Source organism: Chloracidobacterium validum (genome assembly GCF_018304825.1).
Taxonomy (GTDB): Bacteria; Acidobacteriota; Blastocatellia; order Chloracidobacteriales; family Chloracidobacteriaceae; genus Chloracidobacterium; species Chloracidobacterium validum.
In genome coordinates, this window is the sequence record NZ_CP072649.1 from 370,533 (window position 1) to 392,319 (window position 21,787).

General features: G+C 59.8%; 20 protein-coding genes. 15 read left to right on the forward strand and 5 right to left on the reverse strand.

Features of this window, described 5'->3' with window-relative positions:
- Positions 1-21: 21 nt before the first annotated feature.
- Complete coding sequence (locus J8C06_RS12675) at positions 22-516, reverse strand: DinB family protein (protein WP_211430514.1); 495 nt, start codon at positions 514-516, stop codon at positions 22-24.
- Between the two features lie 403 nt (positions 517-919).
- On the opposite strand from J8C06_RS12675, the gene J8C06_RS12680 reads away from it, so the two are divergent.
- The 15 genes from J8C06_RS12680 to J8C06_RS12750 all read left to right on the forward strand — a co-directional run bounded on the left by J8C06_RS12680 (position 920) and on the right by J8C06_RS12750 (position 15,668).
- Positions 920-1,486 (forward strand): arginine repressor, encoded by a 567-nt coding sequence (locus J8C06_RS12680; RefSeq protein WP_211430515.1) that lies wholly within the window; start codon positions 920-922, stop codon positions 1,484-1,486.
- Positions 1,483-2,673, forward strand: coding sequence for an argininosuccinate synthase (locus J8C06_RS12685; protein WP_211430516.1), 1,191 nt, complete (start codon positions 1,483-1,485; stop codon positions 2,671-2,673). Before J8C06_RS12680 ends, J8C06_RS12685 begins: the two co-directional genes overlap by 4 nt.
- Positions 2,674-2,796: 123 nt before the next feature.
- On the forward strand, positions 2,797-3,060 hold the full coding sequence (locus J8C06_RS12690) for a hypothetical protein (RefSeq protein ID WP_211430517.1): 264 nt from the start codon (positions 2,797-2,799) through the stop codon (positions 3,058-3,060).
- On the forward strand, positions 3,057-4,430 hold the full coding sequence (gene argH, locus J8C06_RS12695; RefSeq protein ID WP_211430518.1) for an argininosuccinate lyase: 1,374 nt from the start codon (positions 3,057-3,059) through the stop codon (positions 4,428-4,430). Before J8C06_RS12690 ends, argH begins: the two co-directional genes overlap by 4 nt.
- Positions 4,427-5,473 (forward strand): hypothetical protein, encoded by a 1,047-nt coding sequence (locus J8C06_RS12700; protein WP_211430519.1) that lies wholly within the window; start codon positions 4,427-4,429, stop codon positions 5,471-5,473. The genes argH and J8C06_RS12700 overlap by 4 nt, the downstream gene beginning before the upstream one ends.
- 9 nt (positions 5,474-5,482) lie before the next feature.
- Positions 5,483-6,520 (forward strand): N-acetyl-gamma-glutamyl-phosphate reductase, encoded by a 1,038-nt coding sequence (gene argC, locus J8C06_RS12705; protein ID WP_211430520.1) that lies wholly within the window; start codon positions 5,483-5,485, stop codon positions 6,518-6,520.
- Positions 6,517-7,464, forward strand: coding sequence for an N-acetylornithine carbamoyltransferase (locus J8C06_RS12710; RefSeq protein WP_211430521.1), 948 nt, complete (start codon positions 6,517-6,519; stop codon positions 7,462-7,464). The genes argC and J8C06_RS12710 overlap by 4 nt, the downstream gene beginning before the upstream one ends.
- Before the next feature lie 6 nt (positions 7,465-7,470).
- The gene (argB, locus tag J8C06_RS12715) at positions 7,471-8,379 is read left to right on the forward strand and encodes an acetylglutamate kinase (RefSeq protein WP_211430522.1); all 909 of its coding nucleotides are present in this window, start codon (positions 7,471-7,473) and stop codon (positions 8,377-8,379) included.
- Entirely contained in the window at positions 8,376-9,077 is a 702-nt protein-coding gene (locus tag J8C06_RS12720) for an FkbM family methyltransferase (RefSeq protein ID WP_211430523.1), read from the forward strand. Before argB ends, J8C06_RS12720 begins: the two co-directional genes overlap by 4 nt.
- Positions 9,078-9,104: 27 nt before the next feature.
- Positions 9,105-10,304 carry a glycosyltransferase family 4 protein gene (locus tag J8C06_RS12725; RefSeq protein WP_211430524.1) on the forward strand — a complete coding sequence of 400 codons (1,200 nt, stop codon included), beginning with the start codon at positions 9,105-9,107 and terminating at the stop codon, positions 10,302-10,304.
- Between the two features lie 62 nt (positions 10,305-10,366).
- Positions 10,367-11,677, forward strand: a complete 1,311-nt coding sequence (locus J8C06_RS12730; RefSeq protein WP_211430525.1) for a hypothetical protein — start codon at positions 10,367-10,369, stop codon at positions 11,675-11,677.
- Positions 11,678-11,696: 19 nt separating this feature from the next.
- Complete coding sequence (locus tag J8C06_RS12735) at positions 11,697-12,632, forward strand: NAD-dependent epimerase/dehydratase family protein (RefSeq protein WP_211430526.1); 936 nt, start codon at positions 11,697-11,699, stop codon at positions 12,630-12,632.
- 17 nt (positions 12,633-12,649) lie between these two features.
- Entirely contained in the window at positions 12,650-13,813 is a 1,164-nt protein-coding gene (locus J8C06_RS12740) for a glycosyltransferase (protein WP_211430527.1), read from the forward strand.
- Positions 13,810-14,382, forward strand: a complete 573-nt coding sequence (locus J8C06_RS12745; protein WP_211430528.1) for a WcaF family extracellular polysaccharide biosynthesis acetyltransferase — start codon at positions 13,810-13,812, stop codon at positions 14,380-14,382. The genes J8C06_RS12740 and J8C06_RS12745 overlap by 4 nt, the downstream gene beginning before the upstream one ends.
- 5 nt (positions 14,383-14,387) lie before the next feature.
- The gene (locus J8C06_RS12750) at positions 14,388-15,668 is read left to right on the forward strand and encodes a glycosyltransferase family 4 protein (protein WP_211430529.1); all 1,281 of its coding nucleotides are present in this window, start codon (positions 14,388-14,390) and stop codon (positions 15,666-15,668) included.
- Positions 15,669-15,741: 73 nt separating this feature from the next.
- Here J8C06_RS12750 and J8C06_RS12755 read toward each other — a convergent pair whose 3' ends face one another.
- The 4 genes from J8C06_RS12755 to J8C06_RS12770 all read right to left on the reverse strand — a co-directional run bounded on the left by J8C06_RS12755 (position 15,742) and on the right by J8C06_RS12770 (position 21,782).
- Positions 15,742-19,140, reverse strand: coding sequence for a TonB-dependent receptor (locus tag J8C06_RS12755; RefSeq protein ID WP_211430530.1), 3,399 nt, complete (start codon positions 19,138-19,140; stop codon positions 15,742-15,744).
- Between the two features lie 441 nt (positions 19,141-19,581).
- The gene (locus tag J8C06_RS12760) at positions 19,582-20,391 is read right to left on the reverse strand and encodes a PhzF family phenazine biosynthesis protein (protein ID WP_211430531.1); all 810 of its coding nucleotides are present in this window, start codon (positions 20,389-20,391) and stop codon (positions 19,582-19,584) included.
- A gap of 46 nt (positions 20,392-20,437) precedes the next feature.
- Complete coding sequence (gene cyoE / locus J8C06_RS12765) at positions 20,438-21,346, reverse strand: heme o synthase (RefSeq protein WP_211430532.1); 909 nt, start codon at positions 21,344-21,346, stop codon at positions 20,438-20,440.
- Between the two features lie 49 nt (positions 21,347-21,395).
- Positions 21,396-21,782 carry a cytochrome C oxidase subunit IV family protein gene (locus tag J8C06_RS12770; protein WP_211430533.1) on the reverse strand — a complete coding sequence of 129 codons (387 nt, stop codon included), beginning with the start codon at positions 21,780-21,782 and terminating at the stop codon, positions 21,396-21,398.
- Positions 21,783-21,787 lie beyond the last annotated feature (5 nt).

Consider the following 21,787-nt stretch of genomic DNA (forward strand, 5'->3'; position numbering starts at 1 on the left):
GCGCGACAACCGCGCGCAAGCTCACCGCTCATCGGCGCTCGGCCCATAGATGGCTGGAAGTGGAATGTCGAGCCAGCGAAGGTAAACAGATAGCTGCCCGCGATGGTGAATGATATGGTTCATCACCATGCCACGCAGGACCTGCGCGCGGGGTAGGTCGAGTAACACCTGTTCCCCATGGCGCAGTTGCCACCGCACCATCAGCGACTCATCCGTGACTTGGCTGAGTGACTTCACGGCTTGCGCCAGCGTTTCATCAAACATCGCCACGAGTTCGGCAGTGGTCTGTGGCGACTTGGGTTTATAGTCCATTGCAGCGAAATCCAGCGCTGGCGTCTCAACCGTGGTGCTGATCCACCCGTGCATTTCAGTCACATGCACGGCCAGCCGTTGAAGCGTCATGGATTTTTCATGCGGCTTCCAATCAAAGTGTTGCTCCGGGATGCGCTCGAGCAGCTTACGAGTTGTTTGAGCCTCATGGGTCAACTCGCCGATGAACGCCTGCGCTATAGACATGCGGATACTCCATTTTGCAAGTGAGAGGTGGGTTATCGGTCTTCAGCCTGGTTGCCGAAGGTCGGCAAGATCGGCTCAGGCCGGACACTGCGCGTCACGAATGGGCAGCACCTTGACCCCAAGGCGCTTGGCTAAAACTTACGCCCCTCAGTTCATCACAACGTTGTGGTTCCATTCAAACCATGGACGGGCCAGCAGAGCCGCCCAGTTCATCCAGCGGCTGGTAGCGCGTACTGACCAGTTGTGCGGCGCGCCAAGTGCCGCGCCGCCTCGGCACAGGAGTAACGGGGGGCAATTTTGCATATCTATGCTTGACAAATGCATAAATATGCATACTATCGGCGGCTTATTCACGGGACATGGGTCAATAGCCGGGTGTAAGGAGGGTGATGGCTGAACCAGGATGGAGAAAGCCGAACGTCAGCAAGCTCTACTAGAACTTATTGAGCGCGAGCGACTGAGCACCCAGGCCGACTTGCGTGCTGCACTAGCTGCGCGCTACGGCATCATCTGCGATCAGGGAACCATCTCCCGTGACATCAAGGAGCTGGGCTTGGTGAGATTTTCTGATGCTAATGGCGCTTACTATGGGCGAACCATGCTGACGTTTCCTAGCTCAAATGAAACGTTTTTGCTGTCGCGGTTGGTCCGCCGAGCGCAGGCCGCCGAAAACCTGATCGTTGTTCACACCGATGCAGCTAACGCCCATCCCGTCGCAGAGGCGCTTGACCGGCTGGCCTTCCCAGAAGTCATTGGCACGGTCGCCGGCGACAATACAGTGTTGGTTGTGGTCAAGAATGCGGCTGCCGCGCGGCGGCTTGCGGAGCGGATTGTCAATCTGGCCGGGGTGTCCGCCCCAGCCGGTGGTCCTTATCAAAAGAATGGTCAGGCACTGCGCGGTCGTGGCAGGCATGACCGCACTCAGGTCACAAAAGGTCGAAGTGCCAAGGAAGGGAAGCATCGGTCATGAAAAAAATTGCCCTCGCCTACAGTGGTGGCCTCGATACGAGCGTTATTTTGACTTGGCTGAAGGAGACCTACGGCGTTCCGGTTGTGGCATTTGTCGCCGATGTCGGACAGAACGAAGACCTAGCTGCGGTGCACGAAAAAGCCCTGGCGACGGGCGCGACCGAAGTTGTCATTGCTGATGTTCGGGAAGCGTTTGTGCGCGATTATGTGTTTCCGGCGTTGAGCGCGCATGCCGTCTATGAAGGCGCGTACTTGCTCGGCACATCACTGGCGCGTCCGGTCATCGCCAAAGCCCTGGTGGCAGCCGCGCGGTCAACTGGCTGTGACGCCGTGGCTCATGGCGCGACCGGAAAGGGCAACGACCAAGTGCGCTTTGAACTGACCGTCGCGGCGCTCGCTCCTGACCTGCGGGTCATCGCTCCGTGGCGCGAGTGGTCCTTCGTGGGACGGAGCGATCTGCTGGCCTATGCCGAACGGCATGGCATTCCGGTGCCGGTGACGGCGGAAAAGCCCTACTCGATGGACGCCAACGCCATGCACATCAGCTACGAGGGCGGCGTGCTCGAAGACCCCTGGCAGCCGCCACCGGCAGGCATGTTTCTCTGGACAACCGATCCCGAACAAGCCCCCGATGAACCCGCGTTGGTTGACATCACCTTTGAAGCCGGGGTGCCGGTGGCCATTGATGGAGAAGCCCTATCACCTTTTCGGTTGCTGGAACGCGCCAACGCCCTGGGCGCACGACATGGCATCGGCCGCGTGGACATCGTGGAGAATCGCTTCATCGGGCTGAAGTCGCGCGGTGTGTACGAAACACCGGGCGCGACCATCCTGATGCTGGCCCATCGCGCCGTCGAGTCACTGACGCTTGACCGCGAGGTGGCGCATTTCAAGGAGACGCTCGCGCCGAAATTTGCCGAACTCGTTTACAACGGCTTCTGGTTTGCTCCCGAAATGGAGCTACTGCGCGCGACCCTGGCCCACACTCAACGGAACGTGACGGGAACGGCGCGTTTAAAGCTTTACAAAGGTGCGGCCCAGGTCGTCGGTCGTAAATCTCCGGTCGGACTTTACGATGCTGAAGCTGTGAGTTTTGAGACGCGCACGCAAGTTGCGCCCTCAGATGCCGGTGGGTTCATTGCTGTGCAGGCCTTGCGCCTGCGACAGGCGGGACGGTTGTCGGCATAGCCCGCCTGGTCGGTTGGTTCACGTCGGTGATTCGGTTTTGAAAGGCCGAATTTACAACTCGCTCCCATCGTATCGCGCGCGTATGCAGGCGCGGCCGAGTCTTTCTCAATGGAGGTGACTGCCATGTTGTTCCCCTTTGGCGCGTCTGCGCGGGTTGCTGTTGGAAACGTCCATCACGTCAGGCTTTTCTGGGAAGAAGTCTTGGCCACGGTGGGCTTCATGGTCGCGATCACCACGGCGCTCGTCGTCGTTTTTGGAACCTTGCCGGCGGCGCGTATCAACCTGTTGACGCATGCGTCATTCGCGTTGCTGACCATTGCCCTCTTCGGCCTGGAAGTGACGGTGTACCAGCACCTGAACGCCAGGCAGACATCGAGCGAATCATGACCGCTGATCCGCGTTTGCCTCAGTCATCCGACGCGCCCGGACTCCGTGCCGCCTTTAGCGCGCCGATGGCAGATGATATTGCGAAATTCGTCGCTTCGGTCGAGACCGACCGCCACCTGCTTGAGGCTGACCTGCGCGGTTCACTGGCGCATGTCGCCATGCTTGAAGCCGTCGGCGTGTTGACGGCCGAGCAGGCGACCCGCTTGCGCCACGGACTCGAGCGCATCCGTGCCGAAGGGCTTGACCTCGATCCGGCGTACGAAGACGTGCACATGAACGTTGAGCGGCGGCTGGAAGACCTCATCGGCGCGGATGCGCGGCTGCTGCATACGGCGCGCAGCCGCAACGACCAAGTGGCGCTTGACTTGCGCCTGTACGTGCGCGATTGCGAAGCCCGGTTGCGACTGGCGCTGGCCGAACTGACGACGGCGCTCGTTGACCAAGCTGAAGCGTATGCCGATGTCGTTTTGCCCGGCTACACGCACGTCCAACGCGCCCAGCCAGTTTCACTGGCGCATGTCTTGCTAGCCTATCACGCGGCATTGACGCGCGACCTCGAACGGTTGCGTCAGCCGTTCATCTCACCGCTTGGCGCAGGCGCATTGGCCGGAACCGCCGTGCCGATCGATCCGCGCCGGACGGCCCAGGAACTCGGCGCGGATGGGGTCTTCAGCAATGCGCTGGATGCCGTCACCGACCGCGACTTTGCCGTGAACTTCGTCTTTGCCGGTGCGCTCCTGGCGGTTCATCTCTCACAGTTGGCGGAAACGCTCATTCTGTGGTGTTCGCAGGAATTCAACTTCATTCACCTGCCTGACGAACTCACCACCGGTTCAAGCCTGATGCCGCAGAAGAAAAATCCCGACTGTCTGGAATTGGTCCGTGGACGCGCCGGCCAGTGCATTGGCGAGTTGGTCAACCTCTTGACGACGCTCAAGGGTTTGCCAGTTGGTTACAACCGCGACTTGCAAGAAACCAAGCCGCCGGTTGTGCGGGTCGGTGAAACGGTTCTGGCTTCTGTGAACGTCTGCGCACTGGCGATTCGGCAGATGACGGTTCACCGTGAGGTGATGCGTCAAGCTGCGTCAGACGAGAAACTTTACGCGACCGATCTGGTTGAGCGATTGGTTGCCCAGGGGGTGCCGTTTCGGACGGCCTACACAATAATTGGCAATTTGGTACGCCGCGGCGTACCCTTCTCACAAGTGCCTGCTGATGAATGGGCGACGCTCGGTCTGCGCGTCATGCCTGAAACCTTCACCCCGGAACAATCTATCGCGGGACGAACCTCCCACGGGGGCACGTCACCGGCTCGCATTACTGACCAGATTGCTGCTGCGCGCGCTGCGCGCCGGGAGGACTTGTCATGAAACGAGGTTCTTCGACGCTCCGGGCCATGATTGGCGAAGGTGCACGTATTCAGCCGCAAACGACCGCCTGCCTTGGCGATGTCATCGCGGTGGAAGTGCTCAAGGTCAATCAAAGCTATGCCAACCTTGAACTGACCGACGGCAGCACCGTTCCGCTGACCCCAGGTGAACGCATCATTGGCGTGCTGGGATCGCGCCAGGCGCTACGTGGTTTTGTCGGTCGCGTGCCGGCCACGCTTGCCGAGCACGATCATCTTTCAGTGCTCAATGTGGGTGGCGTGATCGGTGAGTTTCTCGATGCCACCACGGCCCTTGGCGAAGCCACGCGGGTTCAATACTTGGGCACCCTGCATGACGAGCGCGGGCTGATCAACTTGCGGCGTGACGCGCTTCCGTTGGCGACACATCTCCTGCGTCGGCGTCCGATTGTGCTGGTGGTCGGAACCTGTATGAATGTTGGGAAGACGGTCACCGCGTCTGAACTCATCCGGGTCGCGACCACGCAGGGCTTCCGCGTTGGCGCTGCCAAGTTGTCCGGGGTCGGGGCGATTCGTGACCTCAAGAAATTTGAGTCGGCCGGGGCCGTGGATGTGAAAAGCTTTCTGGATTGTGGATTGCCTTCGACGGTTGATGCCGATGACCTTGCGCCGATTGTCAAGACAATCGCCAATGCGCTGGATGGCGACTTGCTGATTTTTGAGCTAGGCGACGGTATTTTTGGTCATTACCGGGTAGATTCGGTCATTGCTGACGCCGACATCATGGCTTCGGTTGCGGCGGTTGTCGTGTGTGCCGGTGACCTGATGGGCGCTTATGGCGCGCGCTTGTACCTCAACCAGCTTGGTGTTCGAATTGACGCCTTCAGTGGGTTGGCCACCGAAAACATCTCCGGCTCAGATTACCTGGAACAACAGCTCGGAATCCCGGCCGTCAATGCGCTGAAGTACCCTGAAAAACTCTTTGCCACACTCAACCTGACCGGCGATGTGTTGCGTTTGACCGCGCCCTCGGTTTGCTACGCGCCGGATATTGCTGTGGCCTGATAGGAAGGCATGGCTGAAGTCACATCATTGACGGCGGCGCGACGGCGCGTCGCCGTTGTGGGCGCGTCCGGCTATATTGGTGGCGAGATGACGCGCTTGTTGCTTGCTCACCCAAACGTCGAAGTGGTTGCGGTGACGGGCCGCGAATCGGCCGGTAAACCGCTAACCACGGTTCACCCTAATCTGCTTGGGACAGACTTGGTATTGAGGCCGCTAAACGAGATTGGCGAGGCTGATGTCGTGTTCCTGGCGCTCCCAAACGGGGAAGCCATGACGCAAATTGATGCGTTACCCAAGTCGGCCGCGGTCATTGACGCTTCAGCCGATTTTAGGCTACGCGATCCGGCGGTCTATGCTGCAACCTATCGTCGCCCCCATACGGCCGTGGCGTGGCTTGAGCGGTTTGTTTATGGCTTGCCGGAACTGTTCCGGGCTGACATCCGCGCAGCGCGTTACGTTGCCGCGCCGGGATGCTTTGCCACGGCCGCGGCGCTTGCGCTCTATCCGTTGGCGGCGGCCGGACTGATTGAGCGGGCCTTTATCAATGGCGTTACCGGTTCATCGGGAGCAGGTGTGGTGGCGCGCGCCACCACGCATCACCCCTTTCGGGCGGATGCGCTTTTTGCTTACGAACCCTTTACGCACCGCCACGTCCCGGAAATTGCGCAAACGCTCAAGTTCAGCACCGGCGGTGAGACCGCATTCGTTTTTCAGCCGCACTCTGGTCCATTTGTGCGAGGCATTCTTGTAACGGCCTATGTCCAGTTAGGAACGTCCTTGACGCAGGAAGACGGGTGGCTTCTCTACGCAAAGCGTTATGCCGATGCCCCATTCGTACGCCTGCGCGCTGAACCACCTGACATCAAATGGGTGCGCGGGACGAACTACTGTGACCTTGGGGTTGCCGTCCGTGACCGAATTGCCATTGTGTGGGCGGCACTGGATAACGTCATCAAGGGTGGCGCCGGACAAGCTATCCAGTGTTTCAATCTAATGTGCAGCCTGCCTGAAACGACCGGGCTGACGATGCTTGCGTTACATCCATGAGACATTTCATTGACACTAGTGAGTATGACCGCGCTACGCTTGAGCATATTTTGACGCATGCCTTGGCGCACCGGGGGGTGCGTTCACAGGCCCTGGCCAGGCGGGCGGTGGCGCTGATTTTTTTCGATAGCTCACTCCGCACCCGGACGAGCTTTGCCGTTGGCATTGCCCAGCTTGGTGGGACGTGTGTCACCCTGGAGGTTGGGCGTGGCGCCTGGAATCTCGAATATCTCGAAGGCGTCGTCATGGACGGCGACAAGCCGGAGCATGTCGCCGACGCGGCCCGGGTGTTGTCGCGGTATTTCGATGTGCTGGCCATTCGCTGTTTCCCATCGCTCAAGCGGGCTGACGAAGACCATGCCGATCCGGTCATCGAAGCCTTTCGCCGTTATGCCACCGTTCCGGTCATCAACCTGGAGTCGGCGCTTTACCATCCCTGTCAGGCAATGGCCGATATGTTGACCATCCGCGAGCGGTTCGGGCGAACGGACGGCCTCCGGGTCGCGTTAGCCTGGACGCCCCATGTCAAGGCGCTGCCAACGGCCGTGCCAAACTCGTTTGCGCTCGCGGCCACCCAGCTTGGTTGTCGGCTGACGATTGTCGCCCCGCCGGGCTTTCTGCTCCCAGACAAGGTCATGGCGCGTTTGCCGGGGGTTGATGTGATCCACGACCAAGCGGTGTTGGCTGACCAGGATGTGGTGTATGCCAAGTCCTGGACATCGCTCGAGGACTATGGCGCGTCGCCGCCGGCCTGCTACCGCGACTGGATACTCACGCCGGAAAAGCTTGGTCGGGCGCGTTTTTTGCACTGTTTGCCGGTGCGTCGCAACGTGGAAGTCACAGATGCTGTGTTGGAATCAATTCAAAACGATGCTTACGACGAGGCTGAACATCGTCTGCACGTTCAAAAATCCATTCTGCTGCACTGCTTGAACATTATCTGATTGCCTATGGGATTTGACGCCAATGTACTTCGGGAAGCTCTCCCTTACATCAACCGTTTCAAAGGTAAGACGTTCGTCGTGAAGTTTGGCGGCAAGGTCGCCGCCGAGGAAGCTACGCTGGATTCGTTTTGTGAAGAACTGGCGCTCTGTGCCCAGGTTGGCATTCGCGTGGTGGCTGTCCATGGCGGCGGGATGCAAGCCAACGAACTGAGCCAGCAGCTCGGCATCAAGCCAAAAACCATCAACGGCCGCCGGGTGACGGATGAGCGCGCGCTCGACGTGGTCAAAATGGTCTTCGGCGGCAAGGTCAACGTCGAAATCCTGGGTGCACTGCGCCAGGCAGGGGTTCCGGCTGTGGGCCTGAGCGGTGTTGACGGCAACATCCTGACAGCGCGCAAGCGCCCACCCCAGGTGGTGGTCAATCTGGAAACCGGCAAGCCACAGACGGTGGACTACGGTTATGTCGGTGAAATTTTTGATGTGGATACCCGCTTGCTGGATACGCTCATCGAAAAGGACTTTGTCCCGGTGATGGCTTCCCTGGCGGCGGATGAGGATGGCGACATTTACAACGTCAATGCCGATACGGTCGCTTCCTCGATTGCCGCTGAAATGCAAGCCGAGAAGCTGGTGTTGGCAACCAATGTGGATGGCGTGCTGGATGATCGCGGGCAGCTCATCAGCCGCCTGACGCTTCAGCAAGTTGCGGCCATGATCGTATCTGGGCAGGTCGCCGGTGGCATGCTTCCAAAACTGGAAGCCGCGGCGCGGGCGCTGCGCTCCGGTGTGCGCTCGGTCCACATCATCAATGGTATGAAAGCCGGGGCTTTGCTGCGGGAAGTGTTTACGGAGGAAGGCGATGGGACGATGATCACCATCAATGGCCACCTTGACGCTGTGGTTCGCCGAACATGACCCTGCTTGCCCTGTTGACCAAGCGCGTGCCGACGCCGGTAACGATTTTGGCCGGCCCCTTTCGGGGGGCGCGCCTCATTCTCAATCCTGCTCACTCGAAGCGAAAAATCCTGGGGGCTTACGAGCATGTGCTCAACCCGTGGCTCAGGGCGACGCTCAAGCGCGTGGACGTCGTCTGGGATGTCGGCGCCAACGACGGTTACTTTACCTATGGTTGCGCGGCGGCCATCCTGGCCCAGGGGCGGCAGCCGCATGTTGTCGCCTTTGAGCCGGGCCTGGACGATGACGCCCTCCTCGAGCAACAACTGACCGCTCCGGCCAGGGCCTGGGTGAAAGCCTATGCCGGCGCGACCTTTGAGTTCATCCCAGCCTATGTTGGCGCGAACACCGACACGCGCGCCGTGGCGCTGGACGTGGCGGCGGCTGACCGTCCGGCGCTGGCCGGTCGTCCGGCGCTCGTCAAGGTGGACGTCGAAGGGTCCGAAGTGGACGTCCTCGACGGGGCGACGCAGCTTTTGCGCGCGCCGACGCAGTGGTTGGTCGAAGTCCATGGCGATCACTTGCTGGAACCCGTTGTGAGTCGGTTTCAAGCGGCTCAGCGGCTGGTTGACATTCATCGGCTCAAACCACACTGGCTTTTTGGCCCGGAAGCGCGCGCGATTCCGACCTGCTGGGTGACGACCCGTGTCGAGCTGTAACGTGGTTGACGCCATCTGGGTTGTGGCATGAAGGTTTTGCTCGCGCACCCTGGAACCCAACACGCCTTCCAGCTCGCCCGGCAGTTGGCGCGGCAGGGCGTTTTGAGCAGTTTCTGGACCGGCTTGGCGCTGCGGGAGGAAGCTTGGTGGGTTCGCTGGCTGACGGCCTCGGTGATGATTCGTGAGCGACTGGGGAATCGGCTTCTGTCGGGTGTGCCGGGGCATCTTCTCCGGTTGCGTCCGTGGCGGGAATTATCCGCGCTGTGGGCGCTGCGCCAGGGGGGAGCGGCATTAGAGGTCTTTCTCAGGCGGAATCAGGCCTTTCAGGCGAGCATTCCATCGTCAGCGTTGCGGGCCGTGGATGTCGTGATTGGATTTGATACGTCCTCGTGGATTCTGGCGGAGCGTTGCCGCGACCTAGGCAAGCGCTTCATCCTCGACCAAAGCATTGCGCATCCGCTGTGGAAAAAACAGGTCTTTGAGGCTGTCGCCGCGCGTTACCCGGACTGGCGGGAAAGTCTCACGCCGCCGCTGCCGGAAATGCTGGCCCACGAAGCCAAGGAGCATGACTTGGCGGCATCCATTGTCGTGGCGAGCCAATTCACCCAACGGTCACTGGTCGCCCATGGCGTGCCGCCGGAGCGGGTTGTTTGTAATCCGTATGGCGTTGATCTCGCTGCTTTTTACCCGCGCGCCCAGCCGGAAGGTGAGCGCCCCTTCCGCTTTCTCTTTCTGGGAACGTTAACTGCCCGCAAGGGCGTGCCGCTCTTGCTCGATGTGTGGCGGCGGCTGGCAACCCGCCGTGCCGAGCTGTGGTTGGTCGGCCCGGCCAGTCCGGCCGTGCGGCGGCTCGTGCCTGATTTGCCCGGACTCAAGGTACTGGGCAAGCGCCCCCACCGTGATTTGCCGGAACTCATCCGGGCCTGCGACGTTCTGGTGTTTCCAAGCTACTTTGAGGGCTTCGGTCTGGTGGTGTTGGAGGCGATGGCCTGCGGCGTGCCGGTCATTGCTTCCGACGCCACCGTTGGGCCAGACATCATCACGGATGGCTGCGACGGCTGGCTGATGACGGCGGGCGATGCCACCCGGCTCCAGTCGGCCATGGAAGACGCCATGTCAAACCCGGTAAAAACCTTTGAGATGGGACGACTGGCGCGACAGCGCGCCACGGCGTACACTTGGGAAGCTTACGGCGCGCGTTGGCAGACCCTGCTAGAAACGACCTAGTGGCGCGGAGACTCCACCTGCAAAGGGCCAGTTTGGAAAGAAGACCGCTTGGAAACCATCGCATGGATACACTTTTCCCACTGATTGTCCTGATCCAATCCAGCTTGCTGATCTTTGCCATCGTCTGGTTTTTCCGGCGGAATGATGAACTCCCCTTGATGATGGCCGGGTTGACGATGTTCTTCAGCTCATATCGGTATTTCGCCGTCACCAATGGCTGGGGTGAATGGGTTGAAACGGTCTATACGTTTGGCTTGCCCCCCATCACCGACGAGGATGCGCTGGAAGTGCTGCCGCTCATCGCCTTCGGTGAATTCGTGCTCATGGCGACCTACTGCGCCCGGATGCGCCAACGGCTGCCGGTCATCAGGGCCGAGGGGTTGCGTCGTCTTCCGGCGCGCACGGTTTCTTCGCTGCTTGGGCTTGGCATCCTGTTTTTCTTCCTGAGTGAGTATGCGCGCAGCGCAGCGTTCGTGCTCACCAATAGCAGCTACGTCTATTTGTTTCCACTGACGCTGGTTGGCGTGGCGACGCTGCTGGTCGCGGCCTGGCGGTTTGGCGCGCTGGAAACCCCATTTCAAAAAGCAGTGTGTGTGGTGATCGTGGCGGCGGCTGCCTATAACAACTTTGGCGCGTTTCTCCGGTTTCAGTTTGTTGGCTTGGTGGTCGGCATCGCCGTGGCGCTTTCCGTCTTTTACGCTCCGCGCCGCCGCGCTGTTGCCTTGCTGTTGGGCGCAGTGGTGGCGGTCTTTGCGTTCAGCTTGGGAGGCGCAGTTCGGCAAGCTGATGATGTGAACAACAAGGCGGCAGCCTTCCAGCGGACGGATACCTCCTGGGAACGCCTCATCGCCGGCGAGGACGCCAACATGCTGGACGGGTTTGTCATCGTCCGGTTTGTCTATCCTGAGTTGATGGACTTTACGCTGGGCGTCGAGCACTTTGAAATCTTGACGCGCCCAATACCCCGCGCGCTGTGGCCGGATAAGCCGGTTGGCGGCTACGTCAACAAGTTGGGTCTCCGGGACGAGTCGCAGGGCATGCTGGGTATTTCTCAGTCCATTTACGGTTCGTTTTACGGCGAGGGTGGGGTCGTTGGGATTGCCGTGTTGGCCGTCATTTATGGAATGGCCTTTGCCGCCATCACGGAGTGGATGGCACGGCTGCATCCGTTCGTTTACACCGTGCTGCGGGGGCTGTTCGTGGCCTGGATGATTCCGCTTCTGCGGGGTGGTGATTTGCCGGGAATCTATGCCTGGCTGGGGATGTCGTCGCTGACCGTGCTTGTCTTTGCCTGGTCAAACCGGCGCTTGCTGAAGCAGTCCGGCCAGCCTTCGTCCTGGTCGCCGCCGAAACCACTTCCCGCGCGAGCTTGAAACGGTGTTGAGCTATGCCATGGCAACCTGTTTGGTGACCGGAGGGAACGGATTCATTGGTTCGCACCTAGTTGACCAACTGGTTGCGCGCGCCCCGGTGATTGTCTTTGACCGCCGTGAGCGGCGCTATGACACCCCACCGGCCGGCGTGCGCGTGGTGCTCGGCAGCTTGTCCGACCGCGACTTGGTGCGGAATGTGCTCACCGAGTTTGGTGTCGAGACGGTCTATCACCTGGCCTGGAGTTCGATTCATGAAAGCGCGACGCGCCATCCGGTCGCCGACATCGAGTCAAACCTCGTCCCGACGGTCAACCTGCTCGAGGCCTGCCGTGAAAGTGGCGTTCGGCGGGTGGTCTATCTCTCATCTGGTGGAACGGTCTATGGCGTGCCGCAAACCAATGCCCTGACCGAAGCCCACCCGACCGAGCCGATCAATGCCTATGGAGTGACGAAGTTGACCGTCGAGAAGTACCTTGGCGCGTATCACCATCTCTACGGCCTCGAGTATGTCGTCTTTCGTCCTTCGGTTCCCTACGGTCCGCGTCAGAACCCGCTCGGTCGTCAGGGAGCCATTGCCGTTTTTCTTTACCGTGCCCTGCGTGGCGAACCAATCGTTCTGTTCGGTGATGGGCAAACCAGCCGGGATTTTTTCTTCATCACGGATATGGTCGAGCCGCTCACGCAGGCCGGACTGAGCAACCTGGGAACCAACCAGGTCTTCAACTTGGGTGGCGGGCAGAGCTACAGCCTGAACGAGGTTGTCGCCATGATTGAGCAGGTCATCGGGCGCACGGTGCCGGTACGGCATGAGCCGGCGCGGCGGATTGATGTGCCGCGGGTTTGTCTTGACTCGACGGCCGCCGCGCGGGTCTTCGGCTGGCAGCCGACGACTTCATTGCGTGAGGGGCTTGAGCGGACTGTTGCCTGGATGCGGACGGCACGGCTACTGTCCTGAAAATTTGGAACTCTCCAATGCGGGTATTGTTTGTTGTCCCTTATTTGGGCGCGAAATATGGTGGCATCGCCAAAGTCGTGCAGGAACTTTCCCAGGCGGCCGGAGGGGCCGGCGCAGCCGTGGACATCATCACCACCGATGCCGATGGTGAGCAGCGTCGCCAAGTTGCGCACTGCACCTGGAACGAGGCGGACCGCTATCGGGTCATGTACTTCCCATGCTGGCATCGGAAAGATTTCATTCTCAGCCGGTCGCTGGTACGGTGGTTCGCGCAGCATGGCGCGACTTATGACGTGATTCATACCCATTCGATCTTCGCGCCGCTCATTGCGGCCGTACAGTGGCATTGTCGTCGGCAAGGGCTGCCGTATGTCACGACGCCGCACGGCATGCTGGAACCCTGGGCCCTGGCCTACAAGGCTTGGAAGAAGCGGGCCTACTATAAGCTGATCGAGCAGCCGGCCTTGCGTGGCGCGCGGTTGATTCAGGCGACCGCCTCACAAGAGGCCAAGCACATTGCATCCCTTGACCTTGACACGCCGGTTGAACTCATTCCCAATGGCTTGCGCCGACAAGAATTTGAGTCGTTGCCAGCCTCCGATGTCTTTTACGCGGCCTATCCGGCGCTGCGTCACAAGCGCCTCATCCTGTTCTTCGGACGCATTGACCCGAAAAAGGGACTTGACTTACTCGCGCCGGCCTTTGCCCGGATTCACGAGAAACATCCAACGGCGCACCTGCTGGTCGTCGGACAGGACAACGTCGGGTTTCTGCCGCGGGCGAAGCAGTTTTTCGTTGACGCCAAGTGCATGAACGCCGTGACCTTTGCCGACTGGATGAGCGGAGCGCTGCTTTATGCCATGCTGCGCTCGGTTGAACTCCATATCGCGCCTTCCTATTCGGAGGGCTTCAGTATGGGGATTTTGATGTGCATTGCTGCCGGCGCACCGACCATCATGACGACCGGCTGCAACTTCCCCGAGGCTGGCGTCGCCGGTGGAGCGCGCATCGTGGACAGCACGGTGGATGCCCTGGCCGAGGCACTGGATGACCTGTTGTCCAACCCGGCCGCAGCACGGGCCATGGGAGAACGGGGCCGGGCGTTTGTCTTGGCCAACTACACTTGGGATCGCATCGCGCAACAATTGCTTGCAACCTATGAGCGCATCCTCACCACATGACAACTGTTGACTTATCCCGTTTCAACAATGCGTGGTATCGTCCAGGCCCGCCACTCAAGCGCGCCCTGTGGCTACTCATCAACGCCTGGATTTTCAAGTCTGACCTACCGTACCCATCGGCGCTCAAGGCCAGGTTGCTGCGCCTGTTTGGCGCGCGCATTGGCCGGGGTGTCGTGATCAAGCCGAATGTCAACATCAAATATCCCTGGTTGCTTGCCATCGGCGACTTTAGTTGGATCGGTGAAGGCGCGTGGATTGACAACCTCGCAGACGTTGCCATCGGCGCACACGCTTGCATTTCACAAGGCGCATACTTGCTGACGGGTAATCATGACTATACGGCCCAGCACTTCGACCTGATGATCGCGCCCATCACGATCGGCGATGGCGCATGGGTTGGCGCCAAGAGCATCGTGCTTCCGGGAACGCGCCTGGAAAGCCATGTCGTCGTGGCGGCCGGGAGTGTCATCGGCGGCAGCACCGAGCCATACGGCATCTACCGTGGCGCTCCAGCACAGTGGGTTCGCCAGCGGGTGATCCGCTCGGTTGCCATGGCGAATGTTTCCTGATGGTCATGCCGAACCACGACCCGAATGCCGCCAACCCATCCGCTGCCAAGCGACCGCGAATCCTCATCCTGACCCATTACTTTCACCCGGAGACGGCGGCGGTCGCGCAGTTCACGACAGAAATCGCCCAGGACTTTGCCGCTCGCGGAAGTGATGTCGCTGTCGTGACGAGTCGCGCCCCCTACCAGCGGGATGCCCTGCCACTGCCGGCCGATGATCGGCTTGGTGCCATCCGCATCCGTCGTGCCTTTGGAACCCGCTTTGACAAGCGTCGCCTCTGGGGACGGGCGCTCAACCTGGCAACCTTCCTCAGCGGCGCGACACTGGAGACAACGCTCGGCTTTTGTGGCTACGATGTCCTGATGGTTTGCAATGCGCCGTTGCTTGGCATCGTCGGTTGGTTGGGTTGGCTCATCCGGCGACGGCCGTACGTCTGCGTCGTGGAAGACATTTACCCCGACCTTGCCGTGAAATTCGGCATTCTCGGCGAGCGGTCAGTCATCCGGCGGCTCTGGGATGCCGTCAACGCGCTGGTCTATAGCCGAGCCGTAACCGTGATTACCCTCGGAGGTCGCATGCGCGCTACGCTTGAAACCAATCATGCACGTCACCGGCGCGCACCTCTGAACCTGCGCGTCATCCCAAGCTGGGCCGACGGCGACACCATCCGCCCGCTGCCGAAGCCTGAAAACCCTTTTGCGCGGGAACACGGAACGCATGATCGGTTGACAGTTCTCTATTCCGGCAACATGGGTTTAGCCCACGATCTGGAAACACTCATCCAGGCAGCCGAAGCGTTGCGGGATGACCCCCGCTTTTTCTTTCTGTTCATCGGGGATGGTGGCAAGCGTCCGCGACTGGCGGCCATGGTCGGTGAAAAGCGATTGGAAAACGTCAAGTTCCTACCATACCAACCGTTGGAACAGTTGCCCTGGTCACTGACCTGCGGTGATGTCTCGGTTGTGACGATGGAAGCTGTAGCGGAGGGGTTGATCATTCCCAGCAAAATCTACGGTTCGCTGGCTGCCGGACAGGCCATTCTGGGGCTTGTCGGCGAGCAGACTGAGGTTGCCGACATCATTCACGCCCATGCCTGTGGGGTTCAAGTCACGCCGGGTGATACGACAGCACTGGTTGCCGTCCTCCGGCGGCTAGCCGATGAACCGGATTGGCTGTCCGCCATGCAACGTCGGGCGCGGCAGTGTTTCGAGGAGCACTTTCGGCGCGAATCGGCCCTGGCCGCCTATTGGGACGTTGTCTCGGCAGCCGCGGCCCGGCGAAGTTGACGGATGAACCTCAAGCAAAAAAGCGGCGACGCCGAAGCGCCGCCGCCATGTAAGGGGTGTGAGCGAGGCAGGATTAGAACTGGTACCGCACGCCCACCTGGAACTGGAACACCGAATTGCCCAGTGTGTTGTTGAGCAGGAGCTGACCAAGTCGCGCACTGTTCGGGTTTCGGTCCCGAAGCGAGAGGAAGTTGGGGTTGACTGGCACGTTGGCCTGGGGAATGCCGCAGTTGCGTTGCGCGGCAATCAGGGCATTGCCCGTCAACCCGGCAAAGTTGCAGAGGCTCGTTACGGCCGCGCCGCTGTACTGCAAGCTCATCGTGTTGAAAAGATTGAAGAACTCGCCGGAAATGGTGACATCCTGCGATTCGGTAATCTTGAACCGCTTCTGGATGCGCAAGTCAACGTTGTAAATCGGGCGGTTGCGGAAGGCGTTCCGCGGGAATGGATCGCCGGGCGCGCGGAATGGCCGGTCAAGCTGACCACCAGCGCCGGCGCCAAGCGTGCCATCGCGGTTGACGTCGGCCGAACCGCCACCGATGTTCCCAACGATGGCATCAATCGGGAACGCCGACTGGAGACGAACCACACTCGACACTTCAAACCCGTAGGGCAGGAAGATGACCGGGTTGACCACGAAGAGGTGCCGCCGGTCAATGTTTGAAAAGCCCCGCTCCGCGCGCAGGTCAAACGAGTTGGACGGGAACGAACCACCGGCTTCGCGTTCATTGTCGTCGTCTGACCGGTTGTCAGACAGCGTGTAGAAGGCCGAAAACTGTCCCCACCGCCGCTCAAACTTTGCCCGCAGCACCATCGCACGATAGAGCGACCGGGCCGTGGACTCACGCACCGTAAGCTGCCCAACGCCTAGATTGGGGCGGGTTGCAAATGGCGCGACCGTGGGATTGAAGATCGGGCGCAGTGAAATGTCACCAGGAATGTTGTCTGGGTTGATACGCGGCGCCGGCAAGTTAAGCTGGCGGTTTCGTTGCAGATACACCGTGTTGATGAGCGAGAAGTCCACGCCCAGGGTTAGCCCACGCGCCACCTGGTACTCGTAGCCAAAGTTGGCCTGGAGGGAGCGTGGGTTGCGGAAATCACCATCAATAAACAGTGGCGTTGCTGCCGCTGACAGTGAAAATGGCGTCGCGCCGGTCGGCAGGAACTGGTTCAGCACGTTGGCGATCTGGGTGAGCTGGGCCGGCGTCACGGTTGGCAGCGCCCCAAGCTGGAAGTTGTTGAGGTTGATGCCGGCCAACAGGAACTGACGGAAAACCGTGTTGGGCGCTGCACCCGTGCCCATGATCGCCCGGTATCCGGCCGTCGCCGGTGAAGCATCAAATGCCGCCTGGTTGAAGCCCGCCGGCAGCGCAAACGGAATCTGCGCGGACAAGTTGCCCGGAGGCGTGCGGAAGTTGTTCGTCGCGTCGGCGAAGAGCAGGAGCGGCGTCGTCGCGTAGTAGATACCGCCATTGGCGCGGAACACTGACTTGCCGTTGTTGAACGGGTCCCACGCCACCCCAACCCGGGGCGCATACTGGTTTGTCACGTCGGGAATGCGCGTCGGGTCACGGCGCACACCCGGCGCGTCAATTGGGTACTGGACGCTGTTGACGATGTTGACCAGCGCCGTGTTGTTGGCTTCCGGCGTCGGGTTGTATTGCCCTTCCCAGCGCAAGCCGTAGTTCAACGTGAAGTTCGGGCGAATGCGCCACGAATCCTGACCAAAGAAAGCCAACTGGTGAACGGTGTACTCCGTGAACCGGTTCCCAATCTGCACCGTGTAGTTAGCCGGAACGTCGAACCGTCCGCGTTGCGCCGTAGGCGGCGCGTTTGAAGGAACAACCGGAACTTGGACGCCGTTGATGACGGCCAGCGTCGTGTTGGCGCCGATCAACGAGTATGAGCCAAACTGGTTGAAACCAAACAACTGGTTGGCGAAGACCCGGCTGTATTCAAAGCCAAACTTCATCGTGTGGTTGCCGGCAATCACCGTCAGGTTATTGACGAACTGCGTCCGGGTATCGAACTGCGTGGTCGGCAGAAAGGCTACTGCACCAACGTTGCCGATGAAGCTGTTGAACGTCGGGCGGTCGGAGTTTGAGCCACGTGGGCGGTCTTCGCGCGCGAACTGGAAGCGAAACTCATTGAAGAGGCTGGAGGTCAGCGTCGTGTTGAGCGAGACCACGCCGATGTTGTTTCGGTTGCGCTCCGCGCCGTTGTTGGCAAGGGAGCTGTTCGTGGTCGGGAAAATCTGCGGGCCATTGGAGTTGGCATTGAGCGCGCGGTTGAAGCTGAAGTTGTAGCGCACGGTCAACAAGTTCTTGCTGTTGATTTGCCAGTCAAGCCGCAGGAGGGGAGCCCAGGCGTCGTTGGTTTGGTTGAAGTTCCCCTGTTCATTGGAATAAAAGTTGAACACAGCCTGTTGCGAGGGGGTCAACGATCCGGGGTTGACCAGCGCCAAGTTCGGGAACACGGTGCTCCGGGTTTGGCGCAGCCGCTGCTGCTCATAAGCAAAGAAGAAGAAAAGCTTGTTCTTGAAAATCGGTCCGCCGACTGAGCCGCCAAACTGCTGCTGCGTGGGCGCGGCGTTGATCCGTCCCGTGATGCCTTGCTGGGCAAACTGGGCTTCTTGCGCGCGGAAGAAATCGTTGGTGCGAGCGGCTTCCTGCGGGCGAATGAGGTAAAACGCCGTGCCGTGGAATTCGTTCGTCCCACTCTTGGTCACGGCGTTGACCGTGCCGCCCGTGGAACGCCCGAACTCAGCCGAATAACCTGCCGACACGACCTGGAACTCACGAATGGATTCCTGCGGAATCGTAAACGCGGAGTTTGAGCGTTCACCGCCACGGATACCGCCAAAGAACGGTTGGTTGTAGTCCATCCCGTCCACGTTCACGTTCGCGCCGTAGATACCACGCTGGCCAGACAGTGAAATCTGCTGGCGGCGCGGTTCAACTTGGGCGTTTGGAGACAGCGTAACGAAGTCCTGAAAGCGCCGCCCGTTGATCGGAAGGTTCTGGATGGCCGTCGAGTTTTGAATGGCGTCCGCTTCGCTGCGGGTCGTCTGAATACTGACCCCGCTCGCCGTCACCTCAATCACTTCCCCAGTGACGGCCCCAACGCCAAGATTCAAGTTCAGGTTGAACGTCCGGCCAACAATGACGGTGATGTTTTCCACCGTGGTTGCCGTGAAGTTTGACGCTTCGGCTGTGACGTTGTAATTCCCCACCGGCAACTGGACAAGCACATACTCGCCATTCGCTCTCGATGTAGTGGTCTGCTTGAAACCCGTTTGAACGTTCTCCGCCGTCACGGTTGCATTGGCGATTGAGGCGCCGGTTTGGTCAAGCACCACCCCGGCAATTTGTCCGGTCGTCGCTTGCGCTTGCGCCCAGGCTTGCCCTGGTATCCCCAAACAAATCGCCACCGTAAGCAGCCAGAGCCACTTCAGTCGCAAAACATCTCGCATGATGATTCTCCCTTAAATACAGAGGACGGAACGGAACTCCAGACGGAGAGAACGCACCTTGGCAAGACGCCAGCCTAGTTCAGACCACCGTTGCCCGAAACGCCTTCCGCCACGGAACCTCTTCAAAAGTTCGTTTGGCGTCGTAAGCCACACGTAACGTCATTATTCGCAGCCATGTGAACACAATGTGAACAAGCAGGAAAGTGTTTTCCGCTGGTTGCCGGGCATAAAATGGTAGGCGTGGGTCTTACGCCGGTTATTTGACCAAAACTTGGGCGCAAGCAAGCTACCCTTGACAAGCTGTCCGCCATCACCGGTCGGCACAAGCGGCTACCTTGGTGCTCGGAAACGCGGAACACACCCGCAAGACAGGCCAAGGTTGTCCACAGGTCTGCCTGTGCCACGTTTTTGTGTCGCCTTCAGGATTTTTTAGACATGCTCCTAGATTAGAAGTGCGCCGTGCATGACCGTCACCGCGCGTCCGCCAAGTGTGACGCGGCTGCCCCGGTCTTCAACCCGGACGATGCCACCGCGCTTGGACGCCTGAAAGCCAACCAGTTTGGTTTTGCCAAGCTTGGCGCTCCAGTAGGGACCTAACGAACAATGGGCCGACCCCGTCACCGGGTCTTCGCCAACGCCTTTGGCCGGCGCAAAAAAGCGTGAAACAAAATCGTGGTCGGGTTCGCCCTCGTGGGCACCCGCCCGACAGGTCACTATCGTCCCCCACTTGGGTAAGGTCGCCAGCAGTCGCAGGTCGGGTTGAATCACGCGAAGGGTCGCTTCATCCTGGACCTCAACCAAATAGTTCGATTCACTGGCTCCGACATACGCCAGGGGAGCGCGTAACGCTGCAAACAACTCGACTGGGGCGGCTGTTGGTGTGACCGGAAGTGCCGGAAAATCCATTTCAATGTCGCCGTCTTCCTGGCGGACACAAGAGAGTGGCCCACTCGCCGTATGGAAAACAACCACCCCGTCCGTCGGCACATCGCCTTGCTCATAAAGCACATGCGCGGCTGCCAACGTAGCATGCCCGCAGAGTTGCACCTCCGCTTCTGGCGTAAACCAGCGCAGTCGCCATCCCCCATCCGGCTCCGGCCAAACAAAGGCCGTTTCAGACAGGTTCATTTCCAGGGCGATGGACTGCATGAGGTGCCGGTCAAGTGCAGCTTCAAGGCGGCAAACGGCCGCCGGGTTGCCCTGAAAGGGCTTGTCTGTAAAAGCATCGACGGTAACAAGCTTGATTGGCATGGTTCCACTCCCAATGTTGAAACTTGTGGCGCTCAACTGATGGCGCTCAGAGGCGGTTGAGCGTCATCAGCAGAAACAACATGGGAAGATAAACCACCGATGCGCGCAAAACACGCTTGGCTGCCAGATTGGTTCGGGTTCGGGCCAGCGTGAGGCAAGACTGCAAAAATAGCCCGCCCAGCAGGAGTGCTCCAACCAAATACACCCAACCCGAAAGACCAAGCCAGAAGGGAAGGAGACTCAGCCCAACCGTGACCACGCCGGTCAGGAGCGTTTGGCGGATGGTACGCCGTCCATCCGCTTCAATGACCGGGAGCATGCCGATGCCGGCCCGGCGGTAGTCTTCGCGATACATCCAGGCAATGGCGTAAAAATGTGGGAACTGCCAGAAAAACATGATGGCAAACAGTACCCACGCCTCAACGGAGAGTGTCCCGGCTGCCGCCGCCCAGCCTACCAGTGGCGGCATTGCGCCCGGAAACGAGCCGATGGCGGTTGAAAGCCACGTGCGTGTTTTGAGCGGCGTGTAAATCCAGACGTAGCCAATGGCCGTGATGAGGCCAAGGATCGCTGTCAGTGGGTTGACCGTCGGACAAAGGTAGGCCTCGGCCGCTACCGTGAGCGTGATGCCGAAAAGCAGCGCCTGAAAAGGTGTTACCTGTCCGCTTGGAATGGGGCGCGTCGCCGTGCGCCGCATCTTTCCATCGGCTGCATGTTCCATCCACTGATTGAGAGCAGCAATGCCCCCCGACAACAGCCCCACGCCGACCATGGCGTGGAAAAAGCGCAGCCAGTCAATAGCTCCCGGTGTGCCAAGGATGAAACCAAACGCGGCGATAAGTACCACCTCGAAGGTAATGCGCGGTTTCGTCAATGCCCAGTAAGCCGCTAGCCGGCCACGGAAACCAGGAGCCAGTGTCAGCGTTGGGGCAGCAAATGCAACAGATTTTGGCATGGTGACCTAATGTAACTTGATGACCCGGGGCCGGAATCCGAAAAGCAACCTATTGCTGCTTCAAAATCGGGTCAGATGAATACAGCGATGGGATGTCATGCGTTTTTTCGCGGGTGAAATAGTCCGCAAAGGTCAATCCGAACATCACGATCAGAAAGAAAAACGAGCCAACCACGACGGTTCTCGTCAGCCAGGTGCTGTAGCGGATGTGCATGAAATACAGAATGATGAGCGCGGCTTTCCCAATGGCAATCGCCAGGGCGACCGGGGTGTTGAAAACGCCCAAGTCCATGCTGGCCGTCCAAACTGTTACGACCGTGCCGATCACCAGCGCTGCCAGCACGGCCAAGTAGGTTGCTGGAGAAATGGTGGGATGGGCATGCCCATTGCCATGCGATTCTGCATGCGATTCTTTGGGATGTTTATCGTGCGCCATAACGC

Coding starts and splice junctions, on each gene's coding strand:
- J8C06_RS12745 (WP_211430528.1), top strand. CDS start 13,810: ATGACAACTGTTGACTTATCCCGTTTCAACAATGCGTGGTATCGTCCA.
- J8C06_RS12720 (WP_211430523.1), top strand. CDS start 8,376: ATGACCCTGCTTGCCCTGTTGACCAAGCGCGTGCCGACGCCGGTAACG.
- J8C06_RS12685 (WP_211430516.1), top strand. CDS start 1,483: ATGAAAAAAATTGCCCTCGCCTACAGTGGTGGCCTCGATACGAGCGTT.
- J8C06_RS12755 (WP_211430530.1), bottom strand. CDS start 19,140: ATGCGAGATGTTTTGCGACTGAAGTGGCTCTGGCTGCTTACGGTGGCG.
- argC (WP_211430520.1), top strand. CDS start 5,483: ATGGCTGAAGTCACATCATTGACGGCGGCGCGACGGCGCGTCGCCGTT.
- J8C06_RS12750 (WP_211430529.1), top strand. CDS start 14,388: ATGCCGAACCACGACCCGAATGCCGCCAACCCATCCGCTGCCAAGCGA.
- cyoE (WP_211430532.1), bottom strand. CDS start 21,346: ATGCCAAAATCTGTTGCATTTGCTGCCCCAACGCTGACACTGGCTCCT.
- J8C06_RS12700 (WP_211430519.1), top strand. CDS start 4,427: ATGAAACGAGGTTCTTCGACGCTCCGGGCCATGATTGGCGAAGGTGCA.
- J8C06_RS12735 (WP_211430526.1), top strand. CDS start 11,697: ATGGCAACCTGTTTGGTGACCGGAGGGAACGGATTCATTGGTTCGCAC.
- J8C06_RS12730 (WP_211430525.1), top strand. CDS start 10,367: ATGGATACACTTTTCCCACTGATTGTCCTGATCCAATCCAGCTTGCTG.
- J8C06_RS12675 (WP_211430514.1), bottom strand. CDS start 516: ATGTCTATAGCGCAGGCGTTCATCGGCGAGTTGACCCATGAGGCTCAA.
- argB (WP_211430522.1), top strand. CDS start 7,471: ATGGGATTTGACGCCAATGTACTTCGGGAAGCTCTCCCTTACATCAAC.
- J8C06_RS12770 (WP_211430533.1), bottom strand. CDS start 21,782: ATGGCGCACGATAAACATCCCAAAGAATCGCATGCAGAATCGCATGGC.
- J8C06_RS12710 (WP_211430521.1), top strand. CDS start 6,517: ATGAGACATTTCATTGACACTAGTGAGTATGACCGCGCTACGCTTGAG.
- J8C06_RS12725 (WP_211430524.1), top strand. CDS start 9,105: ATGAAGGTTTTGCTCGCGCACCCTGGAACCCAACACGCCTTCCAGCTC.
- J8C06_RS12760 (WP_211430531.1), bottom strand. CDS start 20,391: ATGCCAATCAAGCTTGTTACCGTCGATGCTTTTACAGACAAGCCCTTT.
- J8C06_RS12680 (WP_211430515.1), top strand. CDS start 920: ATGGAGAAAGCCGAACGTCAGCAAGCTCTACTAGAACTTATTGAGCGC.
- argH (WP_211430518.1), top strand. CDS start 3,057: ATGACCGCTGATCCGCGTTTGCCTCAGTCATCCGACGCGCCCGGACTC.
- J8C06_RS12690 (WP_211430517.1), top strand. CDS start 2,797: ATGTTGTTCCCCTTTGGCGCGTCTGCGCGGGTTGCTGTTGGAAACGTC.
- J8C06_RS12740 (WP_211430527.1), top strand. CDS start 12,650: ATGCGGGTATTGTTTGTTGTCCCTTATTTGGGCGCGAAATATGGTGGC.